We start from the raw sequence: 23,911 nt of genomic DNA on the forward strand, positions 1-23,911 counted from the left end.
AGGCGGGGCCACGCGCCACACCGGATTTGCGGCGCATTGCTGCAACAAAACGCGGCACGTCGCGACTGATGCGAAAACGAGCGATTAACACGCGGCGGGATTATGTTATTGAACCACAACTCCCGGCGATTTGTGCGGGGTCGGCAGGTATCGTAGCCCGCAGTCCGCCGGACCATTGAACAGTAGAATTGAGAATAGAAAAACCATGAAGAAACGGGCACTTATCACAGGCATCACCGGGCAGGATGGGTCGTATCTGGCGGAATTTCTCTTGGCCAAGGGATACGAGGTGCACGGGATCAAGCGTCGCGCATCGCTGTTCAACACCCAGCGCGTCGATCATCTCTATCAGGATCCGCATGTCACCAACCAGAATTTCAAGCTGCATTACGGGGACCTAACCGACAGTTCCAACCTGACCCGCATCCTGAGCGAAGTGCGGCCCGACGAGGTCTATAACCTCGGCGCGCAGAGCCATGTCGCGGTCAGCTTCGAGGCCCCGGAGTACACGGCGGATGTGGATGGGATGGGCACGCTGCGCCTCTTGGAGGCGATCCGCTTTCTGGGGCTGGAGAACAGCACCCGGTTCTATCAGGCCTCGACATCGGAACTCTACGGGCTGGTGCAGGAGACCCCGCAAAGCGAGACGACGCCGTTTCACCCGCGCTCGCCCTATGCCGTGGCCAAGCTCTATGCCTACTGGATCACTGTCAACTATCGCGAGGCTTACGCCATGTATGCCTGCAACGGCATTCTCTTCAACCACGAGAGCCCGCGCCGCGGCGAGACCTTCGTGACCCGCAAGATCACCCGGGGGCTGGCCAATATCGCGCAGGGGCTGGAGGAATGTCTCTACATGGGCAATATCGACGCGCTGCGCGATTGGGGCCATGCCAAGGATTACGTGCGCATGCAGTGGATGATGCTGCAACAGGAGACCCCTGAGGATTTTGTGATCGCCACGGGTAAGCAATATTCGGTGCGCGAGTTCATCATCTGGTCGGCGGCGGAACTGGGCATCACGCTGGAATTTTCCGGCGAGGGCGCCCGTGAGATCGGGACCGTGGCGGCGGTGACCGGTGACAAGGCTCCGGCGGTGAAACCGGGTGATGTGCTCTTGCGCATCGACCCGCGCTATTTCCGCCCCGCCGAGGTGGAGACCTTGCTGGGCGATCCGGCCAAGGCCAAGGCGAAACTGGGCTGGGTGCCCGAGATCACCGCGCAGGAGATGTGCGCGGAGATGGTCGCCGATGACCTGCGCACCGCGCAACGGCATGCGCTGCTGCGCGAGCATGGCATGGACATGCCGGTGAGTTTCGAGAACGGGTGAGCGCAATGCGGATCTATATCGCCGGGCACAGGGGCATGGTGGGTGGCGCGATCCTGCGGCGGCTGGAGGCGCGGCAGGCGTCGGGCGAGGCGATCACGCTCATCACCGCGACCCATGCGGAGCTTGATCTGACGGATCAGGCCGCCGTGCGCGCCTTCATGGCGGATCAGCGCCCGGATGTGGTGATTCTGGCCGCCGCGAAGGTGGGCGGCATCCTCGCTAACAACACCTATCCGGCAGACTTCATCTATGAGAACCTGATGATCGAATGCAATGTGATCCATCAGGCGTATCAGGCCGGGGTGCGGCGGTTGTTGCAGTTGGGGTCAAGCTGCATCTACCCGCGCGAGGCTGCGCAGCCGATGGCCGAGGACGCGCTGCTGACCGGCACGCTGGAGCCCACCAACGAGCCCTATGCCATCGCCAAGATCGCGGGCATCAAGCTGTGTGAGAGTTACAACCGGCAGTTCGGGACCGATTACCGCTCGGTCATGCCGACCAATCTCTATGGCCCCGGCGACAATTTTCACCCCGAGAACAGCCATGTCCTGCCCGCCCTGATCCGGCGTTTTCATGAGGCGGCACAGGACGGGCGCGAGACGGTGACGATCTGGGGATCGGGCAAGCCGATGCGCGAGTTTCTGCATGTGGATGACATGGCCGAGGCATCGCTGTTCGTGCTGGACCTCGACAAGCCCACCTATGACGCCAACACGCAGCCGATGCTGAGCCATATCAATGTCGGCACCGGGCAGGATGTGACCATTCTGGACCTGGCGCAGATGGTGGCGAAGGTGACAGGCTATGAGGGACGGATCGCCACCGACCCGAGCAAGCCCGACGGCACCCTGCGCAAGTTGATGGATGTGAGCCGTCTGGAGGGTATGGGCTGGCGCGCCTCGATTGCGCTGGAAGACGGGATCGCGGACACCTATCGCTGGTTCCTGGCGCATCAAGACGAGTTTCGCGGCTGACAAGGGGGCCGAGGGAGGTTTGACCATGACTGAGGATATTCACCCGCTTCTGCTCTGCGGGGGCTCCGGCACCCGGCTCTGGCCGCTGTCGCGCAAGAGCTATCCCAAGCAATTCACCAAGCTGACCGGCGAAGAGAGCCTGTTTCAGGCCTCGGCGCGGCGGCTGTCGGGGGACGGGTATGCCGCCCCCGCGATCATCACCGGGTCGGATTACCGCTTTGTCGTGACCGAACAGCTGGCCGGGGTGGAAATCGCCGCCGGGGCCACGCTGATCGAGCCTGAAGGGCGCAACACCGCGCCCGCCATCCTCGCCGGGGCGCTTGACCTAGAGGCGCGCGCGCCCGGGGCGCTGATGCTGGTGGCCCCGTCGGATCACGTGATCCCCGATGCGCAAGCGTTTCGCGATGCGGTGCAGGCGGCGGTGCCTGCGGCGCGGGCGGGACAGCTTGTTACCTTCGGCATCCGGCCTGACCGGGCCGAGACCGGCTATGGCTGGCTGCGCCTGAGCGCCGCCCCGGAGGCCGATTTCACGCCGGTGCCGCAGCCGCTGAAGGGCTTTGTCGAGAAACCGGATGCAGAGACCGCAGAGGCGTTGCTGGCGGACGGCATGCATCTTTGGAATGCGGGGATTTTCCTGTTTTCCACCGACGCCATTCTGGCCGCCTTCGAGACGTATCAGCCCGCGATGCTGGCCGCCGTGAGGCGCGCGCACGCAGCGGCAGAGCGCGATCTGCATTTCCTGCGCCTCGATCCCGAGGCCTGGGCCGCGTGCGAGAGCGAGTCGATCGACTATGCGGTGATGGAAAAGGCGGACAATCTGACCGTCGTGCCATATGGCGGCGCATGGTCGGATCTGGGTGGCTGGGATGCGGTCTGGCGCGAGAGCGGGCCGGATACGGCGGGCATCGTCACCTCGGGGCCTGCGACCGCCATCGACTGCGCGGATACGCTGTTGCGGGCCGAGGACGCACAACAGGCGCTGGTCGGTATCGGGCTGAGCGACGTGATCGCCGTGGCCATGCCCGATGCGGTTCTGGTGGCGCATCGGAGCCGCGCGCAGGACGTGAAAAAGGCGGTGGAGGCGCTGAAAGCGCGTGGCATGAAACAGGCCGAGACCCTGCCGCGCGACTATCGCCCCTGGGGCTGGTTCGAGAGCCTCGCCACCGGCGGGCGGTTTCAGGTCAAGCGCATCCACGTGCATCCCGGGGCCGCGCTCTCCTTGCAAAGCCACCATCACCGGTCTGAGCACTGGATCGTCGTCGAGGGCACGGCCAAGGTGACCATCGACGACGCGGTAAAGCTGATCAGCGAGAACGAGTCGGTCTATATCCCGCTGGGTGCGGTGCACCGGATGGAGAACCCCGGCAAGGTGCCGATGGTTCTGATCGAAGTGCAGACCGGCAGCTATCTGGGCGAGGATGACATTATTCGCTACGAGGATGTCTACGCGCGCGGACAGGGGGCCAAGGGCTGATCAGGTCCAGCGCCCGATTGCAGTGACGGTGATCTCGGGCGCGGTCGCGATTGGCGTCGCCGAATGGGCGCGCAGAGTGCCGCTGAGGTGATCGCCTGCAATTGCGCTGATTCACGGGCCATCTTGGGTCGTCGCACTGGCCGTCAGGGTCGGGCGGGTGCCGGGGGCGAAGGCGGCGGGATAGCTCCATCCGGTCGGCAACGCCGCGCGAAAGAGCGCGCCGTCGACCTGATCGGGCGCGTCGAGCGTGAGGCTATGCTGGCAAATCTGGGTGCCGTCGGGATAGCGCACATAGCTGCCATCGGGGCCGCTGTCGCGGGTAATGTTATGCGCGCCTGAAAGTACGGCCCACGCCCCCCACGCGCCGCCTGCCCGGGTGCGAAAGGCCAGGCTCTGACCATCCGCATCCAGCAGGATCTGCGCCGGTTCATCGGCGGCACCGCGCAGAATGAGGCATGTGCCGGTCCCGCTCGCGCCCGTTGTGGCAGACGTCACCGCATAGACGCCCGACGCCGTGCCCGGCGCATCGAGATCGATCAGGACCGGCACCGCCTGCGCGCCATCCTGCCCCCAGCCGAAGGCCCCCACGCGCATCAGCCGCCCCGCTGTCGCGTCATCCGCCGCCTGCTGCACCGCCGAGCCGGAGGCCAGACCGGATGCCGCCTCAAAGCTGAGCGCGGTGAACCATGTGCCGCCATCGGCGCTGACCTTGATCGCGAAATCATCCGACCCGGCGGTGCCCATCTCGGCCCGCCCGCCAAAGCCGGTCTGAAAGAGCAGGCTGGCCGTGTCGCCCTCGTCGGCCTTGTTGATCTTGAGCTGGTGCCCCGCGCCCTCGTGATTGAAGAGGGTCGCAGGTGCCGCCACCGCCAGACGGTTGACCGCGTCGAAACCTGCATTGATGCCGACCCCAGCGAGATTGACGAGGTCGGGCGGTGCCAACGGAGCCCAGGCACCACTTGCCTGTCGCAACAGACGGCCCGTGCTCTTGTCGAGCGCGATCCATCCCTCCTGCGGGTCTATGAACCGCCAGGTGTCGTCGATCAGCGTTGCGATCCGGCCCGCCTGCCCGGCCCAGGCGCCTTCGGGCGCGGGGCCGATTGCCCAGACCTCGCCCTCATTCGGCGCGGCGGGCGGGATGGTGGCCTCGACCGCTTCGACGGCGAGTTGCACCACCGTGTCGAGCGTCGCGAGCGCCTCGTTATGGGTGACATGCTTTTGCGCCTGCGACGGTTGAATGAACGGCAGGGCAAGGCGCGGGGAATGGTCGGGCATCGGGTCGGCCTCCGGAGATGGGACAATCGTAAAGACTGCGCACACTCTTGAAGCGAAGCCTTGCCAATCCCTGAACCGGGCGTGCGTTGCGTGCCCTAGCCGTGCCGCACGAGGCGGCGGATGAGCGGGGCCATGAACAGCGGCGTGAGATACATCGGCAGTTGGTAGCAACCGATGAACAGCAGCAGCGCCGCGCCGGTCTCGGGCGGCAGCGCGCCGAGAAAGAGCGCGAGATTGCGGTTGCCCGCGACGATGGCGAGAGCGGCGGCGGCGGGGGCCTCGGGGCCGTTTCGCAGAAGGAGCAGCGCGCCGATCTGCGCGCCGAAATTGAGCGTGAAGACGGCGGCAAGCGTCAGCCAGAGTTCCGTTGACGGGGCGAGGATCGCAGGCCCCACCGCCGACATCAGCCCCACGACCACCACGGACATCACCAGCGTGATGGTGCCGTCGACAGCCCCATGCCCTTCGGCGGCGCGCAGCCACGGCACCGCACGGCGCAGGAGCATGCCCGCGCCCCCCGCCACTGCGATCACCGCCAGCAGGCGCAGCGCGGCCATCGCCACCACCTCGGGTGCGCCGAAGACCGGCAGCACCCAGAACACCGGCAGCACCGTCAGCGGCAGGAGCGCCGTGCCCAGCACCAGCTGCCGCAGGGCCGGGGCCGGGTCGCCGCCCGCCATGATGGTGAGGCCCGGACTGCCCGTGAGCGGGGCGGCGGCCAGCACCAGCACCGCACCGATGCCGATGATCGAGTCCATCGCGCCAAGCACCCAGAGCCCGGCAATCGCGCAAAGCGGCAGGACCACCTGCAGGATCAGCGTGGCGATCAGGAAGCGTGGCAGGGTGCGCGCGCCGGGAAAGGCCACGACAACATCGACCCGAAGGGTGGCCAGGAACAGCATCAGCGCGATCAGCGGAAAGATCAGCGGCTCCATCGCGCGGGCAAGGCCGGGGGCGAGGATGCCCACCACAAGCCCGAGCACCAGAACAAGCCGCCCATGCCGCGCTAGCGCGTGAAGAGCCGGTATCACAGCGCCGCCGCCCCCCGCGCCGCCTGATCGTAGCTGCCCGAGAGCGTGCGCAGGAGACCCGCGAGACGCGACAGTTCCGCCTTGTCGAGCCCCAGCTGCCGCACCGAGCGGACCAGCAGACGCTCGCGTACGCGGCCGTATAGGGTGCAGTAGTCCTGCCCCGCCCCGGTGATGCTCACGGTCTTTTCCTTACCCGAGCGTCCGGTGGTGATCAGCCCGTGCCCGGCCAGTTTCTTGACCGCGTAATTCACCAGATGGGTATCCTCGATATTCAGCACGAGGCAGATATCGGCGAGGCTCTTGGGGCGTTCGCGGTGATGCACCAGATGCACGATCAACACTTCGAGCGGGGTCAGCCCCGGCATGCCCGAGGCCGTCATGCAACGCACGATCCAGCGTTGAAAGGCGTTGTTCGCCATGGTCAGGGCAAACTCCATCTCCGACAGTTCCGGCAGGCCGGAATTCGCCAGATGCGCCGAGGACACGACCGGCCCTAGCGCGCCAGCATCGTCTGAGGGATCCATAGCGCAATCTCCGGGAACAGGGTCAGGATGGCGGTGGCGAGCACCAGCAGAAGGAAGAACGGAAAGGCATGGCGCGCGATTTCGAATATGCTGCGCCCGGTGATGGATTGCAGCACGAAGAGGTTGAAGCCGACCGGCGGGGTGATCTGGCTCATCTCGACCACCAGCACGAGGAAGATGCCGAACCAGATCGGGTCGATCCCCGCCGCCAGCACCATCGGCAGAATGACGGATGTGGTCAGCACGACGATGGAAATCCCGTCGAGGAACATGCCCAGCACTATGAAGAACACCACCAATGCGGCCAAGAGCATGTTGGCCGAATAGCCCTGCTCGCCGATCCATGCCGCCAGCGCGCGGGGGATGCCGGTATAACCCATGGCGACGGTCAGAAAGGCCGCGCCCGCAAGGATGAAGGAGATCATGCAGGTGGTGATCGTGGCACCGCGCAGCGCGCCCCACGTGCTCTCCCAATTGAGCGAGCCACCCAGGGCCGATAGGATCAGCGCGCCCAGCACGCCGACCACCGCCGCCTCGGTCGGTGAGGCGAGGCCTGCGTAGATCGAGCCGATGACGGCGATGATCAGCAGGATCGTCGGCCCCAGGAGGATTACCGCGCGCAGCTTGTCCCCGAGCGAGGTGGCGGGTTCGGCGGCGGGCATCTTGTCGCGATGAGTCAGCGCCCAGAGCATGGTGTAGCCCGAGAAAAGCGACGCCAGCAGCAGCCCCGGGCCGATGCCCGCGAGGAACAGCCGCGCGATGCTCTGCTCGGTCGCAGCCCCGTAAACGATTAGGATGATCGAGGGCGGGATGAGAAAGCCGAAGGTGCCGGACCCGGCCAGCGTGCCGATGATCATCCGGTCATCATAGCCGCGCCGGGTGAGTTCGGGCACCGACATGCGCCCGACCGTGGCGGTGGTGGCCGCCGACGAGCCCGAGACGGCGGCGAAAAGCGCGCAGCCGAAGATGTTGGCATGCAAGAGCCGCCCCGGCAGGCGACCCGTGAGCGGGGCCAGCCCCGAGAACATGTCGGACGACAGGCGCGAGCGGAACAGGATCTCGCCCATCCAGATGAACATCGGCAGCGCCGTCAGATCCCAGATATTGAGCGCGCCCCAGACCTTGGTGCCGAACACGAGTTCCGCGGGCGCGGTCGAGGCCAGCATCATCGCTGCCAGCCCCACGGCGATGAGCGCGAAGCCCACCCAGAGGCCGAGTGCCAGACAACCGAACAGGATCACGACGAGGATCAGCGACAGAAGTTCAATGCCCATCGGTCTTGCCCTGTTTCTCGGCCTCGGCGCGCAGGAAGGCCGGGGTCTGCCCGCGCAGCACGGCGAGCGCCTCGTCCAGAAGCGCGATCCAGAAGATCACGAGGCCTAGCACCATCACACCCTGCGGTATCCAGAGCGGGAATTTCGCCATCCCGAAGGAGACCGCGTTGAACGTCCAGGAATCCCAGGCCTGAACCCCGGTGCTGTAGAGCGCGAAACTGCCCAGCCCGAGGGCAAGGACCAGCACCAGCCCGGCCAGAGCACGGCGCAATCCGGGCGGGACAGATTGCGTCAGCATTGTCACCCGCACATGGCCCGCGGCGCGCAGCGTGCCCGCGAGGGCCAGGAACACGGCACCCACGAAAAGGAACCCGCCGAACTCTGACAGCGACGTGATGGCGATGCCGACGGGGTCCTGCCCGATGGCCAGCATGGCCTTGTCGATGACGCGGCCCATCACCTGCACCAGCACCAGCACGGCAATCGCCACCAGTGCCAATGCGGCCAGAACGAAGCCCGCATCGTAAAGACGGTCGAGCAGCCTGCGGATCATGCGCGGCCCCCTTTCTGTCAGAGGAGAGACGCGGGGCGTTTCACCCCGCGCCGGTCAGGATCAGCCAGGATCAGCGCGCGTTATAGCCCGACAGGATCGCAGCCCCCTCGTCACCGGCCTGAGCCTGCCATTCCTTGGTCATGGTCTCGCCGATCTCGCGCAGTTCGCGGGCCAATGTCTCGGAGGGCTGCGAGACCTGCATGCCGTTCTCCTTGAGGGCGGCGATCTTTTCCTCGGTCTCGGCCATCGACATTTCCCAGCCGCGCAGTTCCGCCTCGGCCGAAGCCTCGATCAGCGACTGCTGCTGATCGGCGCTCAATGCCTCGAACGCGCGGGTGTTGACGAAGACCATGTTCTTGGGCAGCCAGGCCTGCGTGTCGATATAATGGCTTACGAAATCCCAGGCCTGCGAAGAGACACCGGTGGAGGGCGAGGTGATCATCGCCTCGACCCGCGAGGTGGAAAAGGCGGTGGGGATATCGCCCGCCTCGACCGTGGTCGGCACAGCGCCCATCAGCTGCGCCAGACGCTCGGTCGCGGTGTTGTAGGCGCGAAAGCTGACGCCCTGCATTTCCGAGATCGAGTCGATTTCCTCGGTCAGGTAGAGGCTTTGGCCCGGCCACGGCACGGCAAAGAGCAGCGTCAGCCCCTGATCGGCCAGCTTGGCCGCGATCTGATTGCGCGAGGCGGCCCAGAGTTTCGAGGCATCCTCATAGCTTGCCGCGAGGAACGGCACCGAATCGACGCCGAAGACCGCGTCTTCGTTGGCCAGCTGTGACATCAGGATCTCGCCGATAGGCGCAAGGCCCCGGCGCACCGAGTCGCGGATTTCCGGATGGGCATAGAGCGAGCCCGCCGAATGCACGGTGATGGTCAACTCGCCCTCGGTCGCGCTTGCGACATCATCGGCGAATTGCATGATATTCTGGGTGTGAAACACCGAATCGCCATATGGTGTCGGCATGTCCCATGCGGTCTGTGCCTGCGCGGCCCCAAAGCTCATGGCGAAGGCCGTCGACAGGGCCAGTGTGTTGAAATGTTTCATGGTCGTCTCCCTGGGTTCTGTTTTGAATTGGTGCCGGGTGTTGTCCCGGTTCTGAGGAAAGCCTGACCGGTCACTTGCAATTTGTCAACAAATTGTCATTGTGGCGCGGCAAGTTCAGCCCAACACGCGGAATCTCCGGGATTTCTGGACCGGGTGGATTGCGCACTCCTCTCGTCTCATCAGCCCGGTGGCCGGGCGCGGCCGTAATCACGCCCACGGCAGGCGGCTTCCGCGCGGGCTGGACAAGACCTTTGCAAAGGCCTTGTCACGCGCTTTGCAAAGCGCGTGAAAGCGGCGTCGACGCCGCTTTGGAAGCCGTTTGCAAACGGCTTCCCGCCCCGCCTCAGCGATGGGCGGTGGCGGCCATCGTGGCGACGCCATCGGTTTCGCGGCGCACCCGCAGGCTCAGCCCCTCGTCGCTCTCGCGCGCCTCGATCGCCACCGGCACGTTGCAGATCAGCGGCGAGAGGCCGCGATAGGTGAACCGTGCGGGCAGGTGCCCCATAAGATGCGTGGCGAGGTTCATCATCCACACCGCCTGCATCGGGCCATGCACGACAAGGCCCTCATACCCTTCGACACCGGTCGCATAGGGGTGATCGTAATGGATGCGGTGGCCATTGAAGGTGAGCGCCGAAAAGCGAAAGAGCATCGTCGGGTCGGGGGTGATGTGCCACGCCGTGGACCCCGGCCAGTCCTCGGCGCGCTCAGACGCGCGGGCCTCGCCGGGCTTGGGGTCTTCGCGGTAGACGATGTCCTGACGTTCGGATATCCGCGCCTCGCCGGAGACCTTGTAGCTATGGCGCTGCGTGACGAAGCCCAGCTTGCCGCTGCGCCCCTCCTTGAACGCGACGTCCTCGATCAGCGTCTCGCGTTTCACCAGATCGCCGGGCGCGAAAGGCGCGTGAAACTCCAGTTCGCCCCCCGCCCACATCCGGCGCGGCAGGGGCAGCGCGGGCAGGAAGAGGCCGGTTTTCGGGTGGCAATCGCGGCCCAGCTTGTCCGGTGCCACCGCATCCGGCACAAGGCACCAATGGAGGCCCACCGGCACCTCGGCTTCGGCCAGATATCCCGCCAGCGTCGCGCGATATTGCGTGATCAGACGCTCCGACATCGGCTCTGACCGCGCGTAGCCCCAGCCGATCCAGTCGTTGTACTCGCTCATCTCACACCCCCCGTCCCGACCCGTAGGATTTGGGCAGATCCAGCACCTGCTCCGCGATGTAGCACAGGATCAGGTTGGTCGAGATCGGCGCGATCTGGTAGAGCCGCGCCTCGCGCCACTTGCGCTCCACGTCGTATTCCTCGGCAAAGGCAAAGCCGCCATGGGTCTGCATGCAGGCCTCGCCGGCCTCCCAGCTGGCCTCGGAGGCCAAGAGCTTGGCGGCATTGGCCTCGACGCCGGGGTTGTCGCCTGCGTCATACATCGCCGCCGCGCGGTAGACGATGGCTTCGGCCGCCATCAGATGCGCCTGCGCGCGGGCCAGCGGAAACTGAACGCCCTGATTGGCGCCGATCGCCTCGCCGAACACCGCGCGGTCCCGGGCATAGTCCGACCCGGTTTTCAGGAACCACTTGGCGTCACCGATGCATTCGGCGGCAATCAGGATACGCTCGGAATTCATGCCGGAGAGGATATACCGAAAGCCCTTGCCCTCCTCGCCGATCAGGCTGTCCGCCGGGATGCGCAGGTTGTCGAAAAACACCTCGGTCGTGGCGTGGTTGATCATCGTGCGGATCGGGCGGATTTCCACGCCTCGGCCCACCTTGTCGCGCAGATCGACGAGGAAGACCGAGAGGCCATCGGTTTTCGATTTGGCCTGATCGCGCGGGGTTGTGCGTGCCAGCAGGATCATCAGGTCGGAATGCTCGATCCGCGAGGTCCAGATCTTCTGGCCGTTGATTACATACTCATCGCCGTCGCGCCGCGCCGTGGTCTTGAGCGCGAGCGTATCGGTGCCACTTGTCGGTTCGGTCACGCCGAACGCCTGCAGCCGCAGCGTGCCGTCAGCAATGCCCGGCAGATAGGCGGCCTTTTGCGCCTCGGACCCGTGCCGCAGGAGCGTGCCCATCGTATACATCTGCGCGTGACAGGCGGCCGCATTACAGCCGGAGCGGTGGATTTCCTCCAGGATCACCGAGGCCGCCGTCAGGTTCAGCCCCGATCCGCCATACTCCTCGGGGATCATCGCCGCGAGATAGCCCTCGCGGATAAGCGCGTCGACGAATTCCTTGGGATAGGCGCGGCGCGCATCCAGATCGCGCCAGTAGTGGCCCGGAAACGCGGCGCAGACCTGCGCCACCCCGTCGCGAATATCGGCATGTTCCGCCGTCGGATCAAAAGACGTCATTCCAGCCCCTTCGTTTTCTTGCCGCCCCTGATTGGCAGGTTTTGACGGGTAATGGAATATTCACAACGGGGTTTTCCATTCCGCCCGCCCTGGGGCATGGTGCGCCCGACCCGATCCATCAAGGAGGCCCCCATGCGCACCGACCTTTCCGGTCTTCTCGTCGTCTCGCTCGAACAGGCGGTCGCCGCCCCCTATGCGTCCTCCCGTCTCGCCGAGGCGGGGGCGCGGGTGATCAAGGTGGAGCGCCCCGAGGGCGATTTCGCGCGCGGCTATGACAGCATTGTGCATGGCGAGAGCGCCTATTTCGTCTGGCTCAACCGGGGCAAGGAATCGGTCTGTCTCGACCTGCGGCAGGAGGCCGACCGCGCGCTGATGGAGCGGATGCTGGCCCGCGCGGATATCTTCATCCAGAACCTCGCGCCGGGGGCCATCGACCGGCTGGGATTCGCCCCCGACCGGCTGCGCGCCGAGTATCCGCGCCTCATTACCGTGTCGATCTCGGGCTATGGCGAAGAGGGGCCACTCGCGGATCTCAAGGCCTATGACCTGCTGGTGCAGGCCGAAACCGGCCTGTCGTCGATCACCGGCAACGCGGCGGGCCCGGCGCGCACCGGCGTGTCGGTTTGCGACATTTCGGCGGGGATGACCGCCTATCAGGCGGTGCTGGAGGCGCTGATCGGGCGCGCCACCACCGGCGCGGGGCGGCATATCGCGGTGTCGCTCTTTCATGCGCTCAGCGACTGGATGAACGTTCCTTTCCTGCAATACGCCTATGGCGGCAAGGTGCCGCCGCGTGCGGGGCTGAACCATCCCACCATCGCACCTTATGGTGTCTACGAGGGCAGCGATGGCAAATCGGTGCTGATCTCGATCCAGAACGAACGGGAATGGGCCATGTTCTGCGAAACGATCCTCGGGGATGCGGCACTTGCCCGCGATCCGCGCTTTGACAGCAATTCGAACCGCGTCGCCAATCGCGCCGCCCTCGATGCGGTGCTGCGTCCAGTCTTTGCCGGTGTGACCCGCGACGCGATGGCCGACCGCCTGCGCGCCGCGCGCATCGCCTATGGCCGGGTGAGCGAGATGGAGGACGTGGTGAGCCACCCGCAGAACCGCTATGTCACCGCCGAGACGCCAAGCGGCCCGGTGCGGATGCTGGCCCCCGGCGCGCTGATCGACAACACCCCGGCCACGCCCGGCGCCGTACCCGGTCTGGGCGCGCATACGGGCGCGCTGCGCGACGAATTCGGAGAGGCGTGAGGCGATGGACACAGGCGAGCGGATCACGACGATCCTGAAGGAGACCGGCGCGCGCGACGTGCTCGATATCGGCTGTGGGCGAGGCGCGCTTGCCCGGCGTCTGGTCGGCGAGGGCCTTGCCGTGACGGGCATCGACCCGGCACCCGACGCCATCGCGGCGACGCAAGAGAGCGTGCCCGAGGCGCAGTTCTCGGTTGCCGGGGCCGAAGACCTGCCGTTTGATCCGGGCCGTTTCGATGCCTGCGTGTTTCTCAATTCCCTGCATCACGTGCCTGTGCCCCTGATGGGGCGGGCGTTGCACGAGGCGCTGCGGGTCTTGCGCCCCGGCGGAGAGGTGATCGTGGTGGAGCCGCTGGCCGAGGGGCCATTCTTCGAGGTGATGCGCCCGGTGGAGGACGAGACCGACATTCGCCGCGCCGCCATGGCCGCGATTGATGCGCTCTGTTCGGCGGGGGATGCGACCGGACCGGCCCCGGTGACATGGTCGCGGCCCACGCCGGTCGCCGACACCGAAGCGTTCATCGACACCCTCGCGCGCGTCGACCCCGCCCGCCGTGCGGTGGCCGAGGCGCAGCGCGAGAGGCTTGCCGATCTCTTGGCACGCCACGCGACGGACGGCGCCGAAGGCCCTGAACTGCACCAACCCCTGCGCCTCTGGCGATTGCGGCCCGTCTGACCACCTCGACAAATTGGCTCTGGATTGATATGTCTTTTTGTGCTTTTTTTCCCGGCAAGGAGAGAAAACGCACGTGTTCAGCTTTGGCGACATCATGGCAGAGGCGCTCGGCCTGATCCTGACATGGGATCGGGACCTGAGCGAGATCGTCGCGCTGTCGCTGCGCGTGACGCTGACGGCGGTGGCGGTCGCCTGCCTGATCGGCCTGCCCTTGGGCGCAATCGTGGGCGCGTTCCGCTTTCCCGGGCGCGGCGTGGCGACGGTGCTGCTCAATGCGCTGATGGGGCTGCCGCCGGTGGTGGTGGGGCTGTTCGTCTACCTGATGCTGTCGAATGCCGGGCCATTGGGCATTCTCGGTCTGCTCTACACCCCCACGGCGATGATCATCGCGCAGACCATTCTGGTGACCCCCATCGTGGCGGCGCTGACGAAACAGGTGGTCGAGGATCTGCACGGCGAATATGCCGAGCAATTCGCCTCGTTCGGCCTCTCAGCGCGTGAACGCGTGTCTGCGCTGTTGTGGGATGCGCGCTACAGCCTGTTGACGGTGGCACTTGCCGGCTTTGGCCGCGCGGTGGCCGAGGTCGGGGCGGTGCTGATCGTCGGCGGTAACATCAACCATGTGACCCGGGTGATGACCACGACCATCGCGCTCGAGACCTCCAAGGGCAATCTGGAACTGGCACTGGCACTCGGTGTGCTGCTTCTGGCGTTGGCGGTGATCGTCAACGCGCTTGTGATGGCGCTCCGGGCCTCGGCGGTGCGGGCGGCCTATGCGTGACACGGTGATGGATATCCTTACCGAGAGCCCCGTGACGGCGAAACCGCTGCTGGAGGCGCGGGGCTTGAGCTTTGCGGCGGGCGGGCAGACCCTTATCCACGGCATTGACTTGGAGATTGAGCCGGGCAAGCGCACCCTCGTGATGGGCGCGAATGGCAGCGGCAAGAGCCTGCTGTTGCGGCTGCTGCATGGGTTGCTGACGCCCTCTGCGGGTCAGGTTCTGTGGCGCGGCCATGCCCCCGACCGCGCCGCGCGCCGTGCGCAGGCGATGGTGTTTCAGCGCCCCGTGATGCTGCGCCGCTCGGTGCTGGCCAACCTGAATTTCGCGCTGAAGGTCCACGGGCTGGCTGGGCGCGACCGCGCGGACCGCGCAAACGAGGCGCTCGAGATGGCGCGGCTGACCGATCTCGCGACGCATCCTGCCCGGGTGCTGTCGGGCGGCGAGCAGCAGCGCCTCGCGGTGGCGCGCGCGCTGGTGTGCGAGCCGGATTTGCTGTTTCTCGACGAGCCGACCAGCAGTCTCGATCCGGCCTCGACCCAGATGATCGAGGATCTGGTCAACGCCGCCCACAAACGCGGCGTGACTATCGTGATGGTCACCCATGACATGGGTCAGGCCCGGCGCATGGGCGACGAGGTGATCTTTCTCCATGCCGGGCGCGTCGCGGAACGCGGCTCGCTCGACCAGGTTCTGGGCGCACCGCGCTCGGAGGCCGCCCGCGCTTGGACGCAGGGGCGGCTCTACACCGCAACCGACAACTAACCCCAAACCAAAACGGAGCACGCAATGTTCAGACGTCACCTTCTCTCGCTTGCCCTCGGCGCGACACTGGCCCTCGGGACCGGTGCGGCACAGGCGCAGGACGAGTTCATCGTGGTGCAATCCACCACCTCGACGCAGAATTCGGGCCTGTTCGATCACATCCTGCCGATGTTTCAGGACGAGACCGGCATCGAGGTGCGGGTCGTGGCCGTGGGCACGGGCCAAGCGATCAAGAATGCCGCCAATGGTGATGGCGACGTGCTCTTCGTCCATGCCAAACCCGCCGAAGAGAAATTCGTGGCTGAGGGGCACGGGGTCTCCCGCGCCGACGTCATGTATAACGATTTCGTCATCGTCGGCCCGCCCGCCGATCCCGCAGGCGTGGCGGGGATGAGCGACGTGGTCGCGGCCCTGACCAAGATCAGCGAGGCCGAGGCCGCCTTCGCTTCGCGCGGCGATGACAGCGGCACCAACAAGGCCGAGTTGCGCCTGTGGCAAGAGGCCGGGATCGACGCGCAGGCGGCCTCGGGCGGCTGGTATCGCGAGACCGGGTCGGGCATGGGCGCGACGCTCAATACCGGCACGGCAATGGACGCCTATATCATGACCGACCGCGCCACCTGGATCGCCTATGGCAACAAGGGCGACTACCAGATCGCGGTCGAGGGCGACCCCAAGATGTTCAACCAGTATGGCATCATCCTAGTGAACCCCGAGAAGCACGAAAGCGTCAAGGCCGAGGCCGGGCAGGCGTTCATCGACTGGGTGCTCTCGGAGGAAGGCCGGGCCGCCATCGCGGGCTACAAGGTGGACGGCCAGCAGCTGTTCTTCCCCAACGCCGGGGGCTGACCGTCGGCTTCCACCGCCAAGCCGTTTCGAAACGGCTTGGCACGCGCGCCGCGAAGCGCTTGAAAGGCCGCTTGCAAGGGCCTTTTCTACTCCGACAGCCAGCGGACCTGCCCCATCGGGGATAGGTCATAGCCACCAAGCGCCTCGGCCTTGGCCACCATCGTGTCGGACCTCATGAAGGCGACAAGGCGCTGCACGGGGTCGGTGAAATAGATCCGCCTGTCGATCAGCAGATCAAACCGTTCCTGCAACAGCGGGCGAAAGGTGAGGCGGAACTGACGCGCCATGGATTCGATGCCGAGTGTCGCCTCGGCCTCGCCCGCCGCCACCGCCGCCGCCGCGTCGCTTTCGGTATGGGCGGGGCTCGTGGGCGTGAGGATATCACCGGAGGTCAGCCCGGCCTCGCGCATCAGGCGATCAAAGAGCGCCGTGGTCCCGGCCCCCTCCTGCCGCAGGATCACCCGCCGCCCGCGCAGATCGCCAAAATCGCGCACCATGTCCGCCACCGAGGGCGTCAGGATCAGGCCGCGTTCCCGCGCCGCCCAGCCGATCAGCACCGCGTCGCGCAGCCCCGCCGCCTCGAGCGCGGCGATGTTCCAGCCGTCAGCATCGGGGATGTGCAGCCCGGCAAGGCCCGCGCGCCCCTCGGCGAAGCCTGCCAGACCGTCGCAGCTACCGTTCCAGAGGGTCGCCAGACCGGCCCCACTTTCGCGCAGTGCCCAGTCGAGCAGCGGATCATGCGAGCCGGTCACCAGATCCGGGCGCATGGACGGGCGCAGCGCGCCCTCGCCCTCTATCCAGGCGGTGAGTTCGCCTTGCGGAAAGAGCAGCTTGCCGGTGATCTTGCGATGCGGAATTTCGCCTGTCGCCACCATGTCATAGACCTTGCGCTCGCGCACGCGGAGCAGGTCGGCAACTTCCTTGGTGGTCAGATAGGCGGGGTCCATCGGCTCTCCGGATCGCTGCGGCAGTGCCTTGTTCCTAGCCCATTCCAAGCCGGAAATCAGCAGGAAAGCGTACTCAGAGCCGGTTGACCGGCAGTTTCAGCATCGGGTTGCCGTCACGGTCGTGCGGCACCTCGCCTGCGCGCATGTTCACCTGCAAGGACGGCAGGATCAGCCGCGGCATGTTGAGCTGCGCGTCGCGTTCGGTGCGGAAGCGCACGAATTCCTCACGGCTCTTGCCGCCACCGACGTGGATGTTGTTGGCCTTCTCCTCGGCGACCGTAGTCTCCCACGCGATATCGCGGCCACCCGGTCCGTAGTCGTGGCACATGAAGAGACGCATGGCATCGGGCAGGCTCAGGACGCGCCGGATGCTGTCGTAAAGCTCACCCGCATCGCCGCCCGGAAAGTCGGCCCGCGCCGAGCCGCCATCGGGCATGAAAAGGGTATCGCCGACAAACGCCGCATCGCCCGTCACATGCACCATGCAGGCGGGGGTATGGCCCGGCGTGTGGATGGCAAAGCACTGCATGCTGCCCACGGTGTAGCTGTCGCCATCCTTGAACAGCCGGTCGAATTGCGACCCGTCGCGCTGAAACTCGCTGCCCTCGTTGAAGATCTTGCCGAAGACATCCTGCACGACCATGATCTTTTCGCCGATCCCGATCTTGCCGCCAAGACGCTCCTGAATGTAGGGCGCGGCACTCAGGTGATCGGCATGCACATGGGTCTCGATGATCCATTCGAGGCTCAGCCCCTCGTGCTCGATATGGGCGATCATCGCGTCGGCATGATCGTAGGTGATGCGCCCGGCGGCCATGTCGATATCCATCACGCTATCGACCACCGCGCAGGCGTTGGAGCCCGGGTCCTTCACGACGTAGCTGATCGTGTTGGTGGCCGCGTCGAAGAACGCCTCGACCTGCGGATGCAGCGCCATGTTGACCGGGTTGTCGCTCATGCCATGGCCTTCCGTCCTGCCTGTTTCGCCTGAACGAGGCGCGCCGCCCAAAGCCCGACGAGCAAGGCGGCGACAAAGCCCACGACCTCGACCTTGCCCGAGCCGAGCGCCGGCACGGCGGCACCGGGACAGAACCCGGCAATGCCCCAGCCGATGCCGAACACCGCAGAGCCGCCGACCAGGCGCGCGTCGATATCGCGTGCCGTGGGCAGTTGAAACCTCTCTTCGATGGCAGGTTTATCACGTCGTAGCACAAACCGATAGCCGATGAAGGTGGTCACCAGCGCGCCGCCCATCACGAAGATCAGGCTCGGGTCCCATGTTCCGGCGATGTCGAAGAAATTGAGCACCTTGGCCGGGTTGATCATGCCGGATATGGCGATCCCCACGCCAAAGATCAGGCCGACGATGAAAGCGGACAGCAAGCGCATCTCTCAGCCCCCCATAACGTGACGGATCACGTAGACGGTGATCCCGCAGGTGATCATGAAGGTCAGCGTTGCGACCATCGAGCGGGGCGAAAGCCGCGCGTTGCCGCAGACCCCGTGCCCCGAGGTGCAGCCCGAGCCATAGGTCACGCCGATGCCCACGATGAACCCGCCGACCGCGATCATCGGCCAGCTGACCGGCACATCGACGGCAGGCATCTGCCCGGTCACCGCCAGCACCAGCAAGGGCCCCGCGATCATCCCCGCGACCATCGCCGCGCGCCAGCCCTTGTCGCCGGGCGCGGTGCCTGTCACCAGACCCGAGAGAATGCCTGTGGCCCCCATCACGCGGCCCTGCAGGAACATCAGTAAGACCGCCGATGCCCCGATCAGCACGCCCCCCGCCAGTGACATGAGCGGGGTGAATTCCGTCTCGAACCCTGTCATTTCTCGTCTTCCTTTATCTGTCATGGGCGCGCCTGACGGCGCGCCGATACATATTCATGACTGAATATATGAAAGAGCTGTCGTTTTTTACAGGGCTAATCCGATGGCCACAGAAATGTGACCGCGCAGCGCCTAGCCTTCGGATTGCGCCGCGCGCATGGTGCCGCGCGTGATTGCCACGATGGCAATCACCGTCAGCGTCCAGAAGAACCACGTGATCGGCCCGCGCAGCAGGATATCGGGGCTGCCGCCCGACATCAGCATGGATTGGCGGAAATTATCCTCGAGCAGCGGCCCGAGGATGAAGGCGATGAGGAAGGGCGCGGCGGGGATGTGATAGCGCGACATCACGAATCCGACCCAGCCCATCACGAACATCACGCCGACGTCGAAGATGTTGTTGTTGACCGCGAACACCCCGTAGATGCACAGCACCAGCACCATCGGCATGAGAATGCGCTTGGGGATATCCGCCACGGGCCGAAAGCCGCGAATGGCCAGCCCGCCGACGACGAAGAGAATCCCCGAGGACAGGATTAGGCCGATGAAGAGGCCGTAGATGATATCGACGTTGAGCACGAACATCATCGGCCCCGGTTGCAGCCCGTGCACCATGAACGCCCCGATGATGATCGCGGTGATCACGTCCCCCGGCACGCCCAGCGCCAGCAGCGGTATGAGCGTCGCCCCCGCCACGCCATTGTTTCCCGCCTCAGAGGCCGCGACGCCCTCGATCTCGCCCTTGCCGAAATTCGCCTTGTTCGGCGATTTGCGCCGCGCCTCGGAATAGCTGAGGAACGCTGCCGGGGCCGCGCCGATACCGGGGATGGAGCCGAGGAAAACGCCGATGAAACTGCCCCGGATGATCGAGCGGAAACAGCGTTTGTATTCCGCGAAGGTGACCCATTTGCTGCCCAGCTTCTGCACCTTGCCCATGTGGCCGGTGGGGTGCCAGACCATGTTGATGACCTCGGGGATGGCGAAAAGGCCGATCAGCACGGCGATGAAATTCAGCCCGCCCATCAGGTTGGGATCGCCAAAGGTAAAGCGGTTGGTGCCATAGACCAGATCGAGGCCGATAGTGGCGAGCAAAAGCCCCAATAGCGCCGAGAGCGCACCGCGCAGCAGGCTCTCGCCCGAGACACCGGCGATGATCGTCAATGAGAACAGGATCAGCGCGAAGAATTCCGGCGGCCCGAAACTGAGCGCGAAGGAGGCAAGGAACCCGGCAAAGAAGATCAGTGCCAGATTCGAGACGAAATCCGCCGTGCAGGACGCCCAGAGCGCCATGCCGAGCGCGCGCCCCGCCTCGCCGCGTTCGGCCATCGGGTGGCCGTCGAGGATCGTGGCAGATGAGGCGGGCGTGCCCGGCGTCTTGATCAGAATCGCCGGGATCGAGCCGCCGAAAATGCCGCCCTTGTAGACGCCGAGCAGCAGCAGGATGCCGTTGATCGGCTGCATCGGAAAGGTGAAGGGCAGCGCCAGCGCCACCGCCATGGTCGCCGAAATGCCGGGGATCGCACCGCCAACCACGCCGATCACCACGCCAATGGCCAGTGACAGGAACGCCTCCCAGTTGCCGACAAGGGCCAGCCCCGCCATCACGCTGTCAATCAGGCTCATGGCAGTCTCACCAGTTCACCTTGCGGGATGGCCACGCTCGCCACATGCGCAAAGAAGGCATAAAGCACCAGCGGCACCACGATTGCACAGATGAAGGCCGTCGCCGGGTGGCGCGTCTTGACCAGAAAGGCGAGCGCGACGAAGGCCAGCATCGAGGTCCAGACCATGCCGAGCCAGGGCATGACCCAGAAGGTCGCCATCATCAGCACCGCCATTGCAGCGAGGCGCATCATGCCTTGGCGGGGATCGTCAATCGGCTCGTTCACCGGATCGCCGCCACCCAGTCGTTGCCGCCCCGTCAGCACAAGCGCCAGTCCGATCAGCGCCGTCAACCCACCCAGAATGTACGGCCAGAACAGCGGCGACAGCACGATATTGCGCACATTGCTGGGCGACGAAACCCAGTACGGAATGGCGTAGAGGATGAGAAAAAGGGCCCCGATGATGGCCCCGATGCCAAGCTGCACCTGCATTGCCCGATGGCTCACACCTGACCCTCCCCGATCAGATAACGGCTTTATTGCCCGGGCGCAGGACAGCCGCGCCCGGGAGGTTTGTCAATCGGGCCTCAGCCTTCGATCCGCATGCCCAGCTTGTCGACCAGCGCACGGAAGGTCTCGTATTGGGTCTCGATGAACTCGTTTGCCTCTTCCGGGCTCATCACCTCGATCACCGAGCCGCGCGCCGTCATCTGCTCGACGAATTTTTCGTTTCCGGCCGCCTCGGCCATCCACTCGCCCCATTTGGCGGCCACGTCGTCGGGCAGGTCATCCGGCCCGGCGATACCGGTCCAGCCGACCAGCTGGGTGAGATCGGATTTTCCAAGCGAACTCGCCGAGGGGGCGTCAAAGCCCGGCACCGGCTCGTCCGTGGTGACCATGAGCGGCTTCAACTGGCCATTGGCTACGAAACTCGCCAGCGCGGAGGTGTTGGTGCACAGGAACGTCGCCGTGCCGTTGAGCACCGCCGTCGCTGCGGCACCGCCACCCTTTTGCGGGATATGCGTGGCCTTTTCCAGCGGGTCCTTGACGCCGAACTCGTCCAGCACGAAGACCGCCGCGAGGTGCAGCATCGAGCCCACGCCCGACGAGCTGTAGCTGGTGCCCTCGCTCTCGGTCAGGCTGACCAGATCCTCCATGCTCTCGATACCGGAGTCGGGCCGCACGGCACAGGCCACCGGGTTGATCTCGTAGACCGTGACAAAGCGGTAATCATCGAGCGTATAGGGCAGCGTTGCCTTCATCGCCGGGTTCACGGAATGGGACCCCACCCGTGCGAACAGCATCGTGTAGCCGTCGGGCTTGGCGTTCTGCACCGCGACCGAACCTGTGGCCCCGCCTGCGCCGGTGATGTTCGACATGACCAGCGTGCCACCCACGGCCGTGCCCAGCGGCTCGGCGATGGTGCGCGCGGAAATGTCGGTCGCCCCGCCCGCCCCATAGGGAATGATCATGTTGATCGGTCGTTCGGGATACTCGGCCAGCGCGGGTGCCGCCGCCAGCCCCAGACCCATGGCGCAAAACGCGCCCAGATGTCTCAGTTTCATTCTGTCCTCCTCCTCTGTCGGGGCGTTGCGGCGCGGGTCGTGATCGCGGATTGCAACGCCTGCCGGTTCAGGTGTAACTTTAAGCCAACCTTAATATAAGCAATATTCCGTTACAGCTTGGGTTAGCAAAGCTTACGGTAAAGGCAGGCCATGTCAATCCGACGCCTACGCACCCTGATCGCGGTGGACGAGCACAAGACCTTCAGCGCCGCCGCCGATGCGGTATTCGTGACCCATGCCGCCGTCAGCCAGCAGATGCGCAGCCTTGAGGAGGAATGGGGCCTGGCCCTCTTCGACCGATCGCGCCGCACGCCGGAACTTACCCCGGCGGGACGCGCGCTTGTGGCCCGGGCACGCGAGATCGTGCGCGCCTATGACGGCATTGTGCCGTCGGTTCTGGGCGACGAGGGGTTTCAGGGCGAAATCTCGCTCGGCGCGGTGCCGATGACACTGACCGGCCTGACGCCCCTGTCCGTGCGCCTGTTGAAACAGAGCTATCCCGACCTGCATGTGCGCATCGTGCCCGGCATGACGACCGGGCTGATCGCCGAGGTCGAGCGCGGCGCGCTCGATTGTGCGGTGCTGTCGCGGCAAGGCCCGCTGCCGCCCGAGATCGACCATGCCGACATCGCCCGCGAACCGATGGAGCTTTTGGCCCCCGAAGGCACCATAGGCGACGATGTGCGCACCCTTCTGACGCAACACCCTTTCATCCGCTTCAGCCGCGATGCGGTGGTGGGCGGGCTGATCGACGGCTGGCTGCGCGACAGCGGAATCGCGGTCAACGTGACGATGGAATTGCAGGGGCTGGAGGCGATCTCCAGCATGGTTCTGGCGGGGCTTGGCGTCTCGATCGTGCCGGCGCGCTGCGTGCGCGGCGCAAACCCCCTGCCCCTGCGCCGCCTGCCCCTGCCCGAGGGTGCGCCCATCCGCCAACTGACCCTTGCGCATCGTCGCGACAATCCCCGCATCCGGGTCATTCAGGAGATCCATACCGCCCTGCTTGGCGCGGTCGGGATCGGAGCCTTCACACCGGCCCCGGCGGGCGCCCCCGCATGACGCCCGAGATCGCGCTGTATGTCGCCGCGGGGGCCCTTGCGGGCGGGTTGATCAACGGGCTGGCAGGCTTTGGCACCGCGCTTTTCGCGCTCGGGTTTTTCCTCAACGTGATGCCGCCGGTGCAGGCGGTGGCGGTGGTCGTCGTGCTCTCGGCGCTCACCGGTCTGCAAGGGCTCTGGATCGTGCGCCATGCCATCGGGGCCAACAAACGACGCCTGACGCGGTTCCTGCTGCCCGGAATCATGGGGATACCCCTGGGCGTGCTGGCCCTGTCGGTGCTGGACGCGCGCAGCCTGAAACTGGGGGTCGCCGGGTTTTTGATCCTCTATGGCGGCTATTTCAGCCTGCGCACGCATCTGCCCCGCTTTGAGCGCCCGACACCGATCTGGGACATGATCGTGGGCTTCTCGGGCGGGGTGCTTGGGGGTGCCGCCTCGCTCTCGGGGGCGCTGCCGATGATGTGGTGCGCCCTGCGCCCCTGGCCCAAGGCCGAGACGCGCGCCGTGCTGCAACCCTTCAACGTGACGGTTCTGGCGCTCACGGCCGCCGCTCTCGCGGTGAAGGGCGCCTATACCCGCGAGACGCTGAGCTACCTCGCGCTGGCCTTGCCGCTCTCGATCATCGCCGCGCAACTCGGCATTGCGATCTTCAAGCGGCTGCCGGATGCAGCCTTCCGGCGGCTTCTGATCGCCATGACATTTATATCCGGCGCAGTGCTTCTGGCGCGCGAACTGGTTTGAGTT

25 protein-coding genes are annotated in these 23,911 nt (G+C 65.7%); 10 read left to right on the forward strand and 15 right to left on the reverse strand.

The window, feature by feature from the left end; all coding sequences use genetic code 11:
• The first annotated feature begins 205 nt into the window (after window positions 1-205).
• From gmd to BMX04_RS12695, 3 genes are read left to right on the forward strand one after another with little or no spacing between them, the layout of a single operon-like run.
• Window positions 206-1,330: a GDP-mannose 4,6-dehydratase gene (gene gmd / locus BMX04_RS12685; RefSeq protein ID WP_074787054.1), complete on the forward strand. Its 1,125-nt coding sequence runs from the start codon at window positions 206-208 to the stop codon at window positions 1,328-1,330.
• 5 nt (window positions 1,331-1,335) lie between these two features.
• Window positions 1,336-2,304, forward strand: a complete 969-nt coding sequence (gene fcl, locus BMX04_RS12690) for a GDP-L-fucose synthase (protein ID WP_074787056.1) — start codon at window positions 1,336-1,338, stop codon at window positions 2,302-2,304.
• Window positions 2,305-2,329: 25 nt separating this feature from the next.
• Window positions 2,330-3,778, forward strand: coding sequence for a mannose-1-phosphate guanylyltransferase/mannose-6-phosphate isomerase (locus tag BMX04_RS12695; protein WP_074787058.1), 1,449 nt, complete (start codon window positions 2,330-2,332; stop codon window positions 3,776-3,778).
• Between the two features lie 111 nt (window positions 3,779-3,889).
• On the opposite strand, the gene BMX04_RS12700 is transcribed toward BMX04_RS12695, so the two are convergent.
• From BMX04_RS12700 to BMX04_RS12735, 8 genes are all read right to left on the reverse strand, one after another.
• The gene (locus tag BMX04_RS12700) at window positions 3,890-5,053 is read right to left on the reverse strand and encodes a DUF2793 domain-containing protein (RefSeq protein WP_074787060.1); all 1,164 of its coding nucleotides are present in this window, start codon (window positions 5,051-5,053) and stop codon (window positions 3,890-3,892) included.
• 95 nt (window positions 5,054-5,148) lie between these two features.
• Complete coding sequence (locus tag BMX04_RS12705) at window positions 5,149-6,084, reverse strand: hypothetical protein (protein ID WP_074787062.1); 936 nt, start codon at window positions 6,082-6,084, stop codon at window positions 5,149-5,151.
• A complete protein-coding gene (locus BMX04_RS12710) occupies window positions 6,081-6,608 on the reverse strand; it encodes a winged helix DNA-binding protein (protein ID WP_244888546.1) in 528 nt (175 codons plus the stop codon). The genes BMX04_RS12705 and BMX04_RS12710 overlap by 4 nt, the downstream gene beginning before the upstream one ends.
• Entirely contained in the window at window positions 6,578-7,882 is a 1,305-nt protein-coding gene (locus BMX04_RS12715) for a TRAP transporter large permease (RefSeq protein WP_074787064.1), read from the reverse strand. The genes BMX04_RS12710 and BMX04_RS12715 overlap by 31 nt, the downstream gene beginning before the upstream one ends.
• On the reverse strand, window positions 7,872-8,435 hold the full coding sequence (locus tag BMX04_RS12720) for a TRAP transporter small permease (RefSeq protein WP_074787066.1): 564 nt from the start codon (window positions 8,433-8,435) through the stop codon (window positions 7,872-7,874). Before BMX04_RS12720 ends, BMX04_RS12715 begins: the two co-directional genes overlap by 11 nt.
• Window positions 8,436-8,505: 70 nt before the next feature.
• Window positions 8,506-9,480, reverse strand: coding sequence for a TRAP transporter substrate-binding protein (locus BMX04_RS12725; protein WP_074787067.1), 975 nt, complete (start codon window positions 9,478-9,480; stop codon window positions 8,506-8,508).
• A gap of 343 nt (window positions 9,481-9,823) precedes the next feature.
• Window positions 9,824-10,645 (reverse strand): HTD2 family dehydratase, encoded by an 822-nt coding sequence (locus BMX04_RS12730; RefSeq protein WP_074787068.1) that lies wholly within the window; start codon window positions 10,643-10,645, stop codon window positions 9,824-9,826.
• Window position 10,646: 1 nt separating this feature from the next.
• Window positions 10,647-11,831: an acyl-CoA dehydrogenase family protein gene (locus tag BMX04_RS12735; protein ID WP_074787070.1), complete on the reverse strand. Its 1,185-nt coding sequence runs from the start codon at window positions 11,829-11,831 to the stop codon at window positions 10,647-10,649.
• A 132-nt stretch (window positions 11,832-11,963) separates the two neighbouring features.
• Between BMX04_RS12735 and BMX04_RS12740 the strand changes: the two genes are divergently transcribed.
• From BMX04_RS12740 to BMX04_RS12760, 5 genes are all read left to right on the forward strand, one after another.
• Window positions 11,964-13,091: a CaiB/BaiF CoA transferase family protein gene (locus BMX04_RS12740; protein WP_074787072.1), complete on the forward strand. Its 1,128-nt coding sequence runs from the start codon at window positions 11,964-11,966 to the stop codon at window positions 13,089-13,091.
• A 4-nt stretch (window positions 13,092-13,095) separates the two neighbouring features.
• On the forward strand, window positions 13,096-13,767 hold the full coding sequence (locus BMX04_RS12745) for a class I SAM-dependent methyltransferase (RefSeq protein WP_074787074.1): 672 nt from the start codon (window positions 13,096-13,098) through the stop codon (window positions 13,765-13,767).
• 73 nt (window positions 13,768-13,840) lie between these two features.
• The gene (locus BMX04_RS12750) at window positions 13,841-14,548 is read left to right on the forward strand and encodes an ABC transporter permease (RefSeq protein WP_083398178.1); all 708 of its coding nucleotides are present in this window, start codon (window positions 13,841-13,843) and stop codon (window positions 14,546-14,548) included.
• Window positions 14,541-15,311: an ATP-binding cassette domain-containing protein gene (locus tag BMX04_RS12755; protein ID WP_083398179.1), complete on the forward strand. Its 771-nt coding sequence runs from the start codon at window positions 14,541-14,543 to the stop codon at window positions 15,309-15,311. Before BMX04_RS12750 ends, BMX04_RS12755 begins: the two co-directional genes overlap by 8 nt.
• 24 nt (window positions 15,312-15,335) lie before the next feature.
• Window positions 15,336-16,160 carry an ABC transporter substrate-binding protein gene (locus tag BMX04_RS12760; RefSeq protein ID WP_074787076.1) on the forward strand — a complete coding sequence of 275 codons (825 nt, stop codon included), beginning with the start codon at window positions 15,336-15,338 and terminating at the stop codon, window positions 16,158-16,160.
• A gap of 86 nt (window positions 16,161-16,246) precedes the next feature.
• Here the strand turns inward: BMX04_RS12760 and BMX04_RS12765 are convergent, their stop codons facing one another.
• From BMX04_RS12765 to BMX04_RS12795, 7 genes are all read right to left on the reverse strand, one after another.
• Window positions 16,247-17,107, reverse strand: coding sequence for a helix-turn-helix transcriptional regulator (locus tag BMX04_RS12765; protein ID WP_074787078.1), 861 nt, complete (start codon window positions 17,105-17,107; stop codon window positions 16,247-16,249).
• Window positions 17,108-17,180: 73 nt separating this feature from the next.
• Window positions 17,181-18,065 (reverse strand): MBL fold metallo-hydrolase, encoded by an 885-nt coding sequence (locus BMX04_RS12770; RefSeq protein ID WP_074787080.1) that lies wholly within the window; start codon window positions 18,063-18,065, stop codon window positions 17,181-17,183.
• Window positions 18,062-18,496 (reverse strand): DUF6691 family protein, encoded by a 435-nt coding sequence (locus BMX04_RS12775; RefSeq protein ID WP_074787082.1) that lies wholly within the window; start codon window positions 18,494-18,496, stop codon window positions 18,062-18,064. Before BMX04_RS12775 ends, BMX04_RS12770 begins: the two co-directional genes overlap by 4 nt.
• 3 nt (window positions 18,497-18,499) lie before the next feature.
• A complete protein-coding gene (locus tag BMX04_RS12780; protein WP_074787084.1) occupies window positions 18,500-18,940 on the reverse strand; it encodes a YeeE/YedE family protein in 441 nt (146 codons plus the stop codon).
• Window positions 18,941-19,072: 132 nt separating this feature from the next.
• A complete protein-coding gene (locus tag BMX04_RS12785; RefSeq protein WP_074787086.1) occupies window positions 19,073-20,563 on the reverse strand; it encodes a tripartite tricarboxylate transporter permease in 1,491 nt (496 codons plus the stop codon).
• Window positions 20,560-21,051 carry a tripartite tricarboxylate transporter TctB family protein gene (locus BMX04_RS12790; RefSeq protein ID WP_074787088.1) on the reverse strand — a complete coding sequence of 164 codons (492 nt, stop codon included), beginning with the start codon at window positions 21,049-21,051 and terminating at the stop codon, window positions 20,560-20,562. Before BMX04_RS12790 ends, BMX04_RS12785 begins: the two co-directional genes overlap by 4 nt.
• A gap of 80 nt (window positions 21,052-21,131) precedes the next feature.
• A complete protein-coding gene (locus BMX04_RS12795; protein WP_074787090.1) occupies window positions 21,132-22,109 on the reverse strand; it encodes a tripartite tricarboxylate transporter substrate binding protein in 978 nt (325 codons plus the stop codon).
• Window positions 22,110-22,259: 150 nt separating this feature from the next.
• Here BMX04_RS12795 and BMX04_RS12800 point away from each other — a divergent pair, with 150 nt between their 5' ends.
• Together BMX04_RS12800 and BMX04_RS12805 are read left to right on the forward strand one after the other, a co-directional pair.
• A complete protein-coding gene (locus BMX04_RS12800; RefSeq protein ID WP_074787092.1) occupies window positions 22,260-23,168 on the forward strand; it encodes a LysR family transcriptional regulator in 909 nt (302 codons plus the stop codon).
• Window positions 23,165-23,908: a sulfite exporter TauE/SafE family protein gene (locus BMX04_RS12805; RefSeq protein ID WP_074787094.1), complete on the forward strand. Its 744-nt coding sequence runs from the start codon at window positions 23,165-23,167 to the stop codon at window positions 23,906-23,908. The genes BMX04_RS12800 and BMX04_RS12805 overlap by 4 nt, the downstream gene beginning before the upstream one ends.
• Window positions 23,909-23,911 lie beyond the last annotated feature (3 nt).

It is taken from the genome of Roseovarius tolerans, assembly GCF_900109855.1.
GTDB lineage: Bacteria > Pseudomonadota > Alphaproteobacteria > Rhodobacterales > Rhodobacteraceae > Roseovarius > Roseovarius tolerans.

Coding starts and splice junctions, on each gene's coding strand:
- fcl (WP_074787056.1), top strand. CDS start 1,336: ATGCGGATCTATATCGCCGGGCACAGGGGCATGGTGGGTGGCGCGATC.
- BMX04_RS12800 (WP_074787092.1), top strand. CDS start 22,260: ATGTCAATCCGACGCCTACGCACCCTGATCGCGGTGGACGAGCACAAG.
- BMX04_RS12770 (WP_074787080.1), bottom strand. CDS start 18,065: ATGAGCGACAACCCGGTCAACATGGCGCTGCATCCGCAGGTCGAGGCG.
- BMX04_RS12725 (WP_074787067.1), bottom strand. CDS start 9,480: ATGAAACATTTCAACACACTGGCCCTGTCGACGGCCTTCGCCATGAGC.
- BMX04_RS12730 (WP_074787068.1), bottom strand. CDS start 10,645: ATGAGCGAGTACAACGACTGGATCGGCTGGGGCTACGCGCGGTCAGAG.
- gmd (WP_074787054.1), top strand. CDS start 206: ATGAAGAAACGGGCACTTATCACAGGCATCACCGGGCAGGATGGGTCG.
- BMX04_RS12760 (WP_074787076.1), top strand. CDS start 15,336: ATGTTCAGACGTCACCTTCTCTCGCTTGCCCTCGGCGCGACACTGGCC.
- BMX04_RS12765 (WP_074787078.1), bottom strand. CDS start 17,107: ATGGACCCCGCCTATCTGACCACCAAGGAAGTTGCCGACCTGCTCCGC.
- BMX04_RS12700 (WP_074787060.1), bottom strand. CDS start 5,053: ATGCCCGACCATTCCCCGCGCCTTGCCCTGCCGTTCATTCAACCGTCG.
- BMX04_RS12695 (WP_074787058.1), top strand. CDS start 2,330: ATGACTGAGGATATTCACCCGCTTCTGCTCTGCGGGGGCTCCGGCACC.
- BMX04_RS12720 (WP_074787066.1), bottom strand. CDS start 8,435: ATGATCCGCAGGCTGCTCGACCGTCTTTACGATGCGGGCTTCGTTCTG.
- BMX04_RS12745 (WP_074787074.1), top strand. CDS start 13,096: ATGGACACAGGCGAGCGGATCACGACGATCCTGAAGGAGACCGGCGCG.
- BMX04_RS12740 (WP_074787072.1), top strand. CDS start 11,964: ATGCGCACCGACCTTTCCGGTCTTCTCGTCGTCTCGCTCGAACAGGCG.
- BMX04_RS12775 (WP_074787082.1), bottom strand. CDS start 18,496: ATGCGCTTGCTGTCCGCTTTCATCGTCGGCCTGATCTTTGGCGTGGGG.
- BMX04_RS12795 (WP_074787090.1), bottom strand. CDS start 22,109: ATGAAACTGAGACATCTGGGCGCGTTTTGCGCCATGGGTCTGGGGCTG.
- BMX04_RS12735 (WP_074787070.1), bottom strand. CDS start 11,831: ATGACGTCTTTTGATCCGACGGCGGAACATGCCGATATTCGCGACGGG.
- BMX04_RS12715 (WP_074787064.1), bottom strand. CDS start 7,882: ATGGGCATTGAACTTCTGTCGCTGATCCTCGTCGTGATCCTGTTCGGT.
- BMX04_RS12755 (WP_083398179.1), top strand. CDS start 14,541: ATGCGTGACACGGTGATGGATATCCTTACCGAGAGCCCCGTGACGGCG.
- BMX04_RS12785 (WP_074787086.1), bottom strand. CDS start 20,563: ATGAGCCTGATTGACAGCGTGATGGCGGGGCTGGCCCTTGTCGGCAAC.
- BMX04_RS12805 (WP_074787094.1), top strand. CDS start 23,165: ATGACGCCCGAGATCGCGCTGTATGTCGCCGCGGGGGCCCTTGCGGGC.
- BMX04_RS12710 (WP_244888546.1), bottom strand. CDS start 6,608: ATGGATCCCTCAGACGATGCTGGCGCGCTAGGGCCGGTCGTGTCCTCG.
- BMX04_RS12780 (WP_074787084.1), bottom strand. CDS start 18,940: ATGACAGGGTTCGAGACGGAATTCACCCCGCTCATGTCACTGGCGGGG.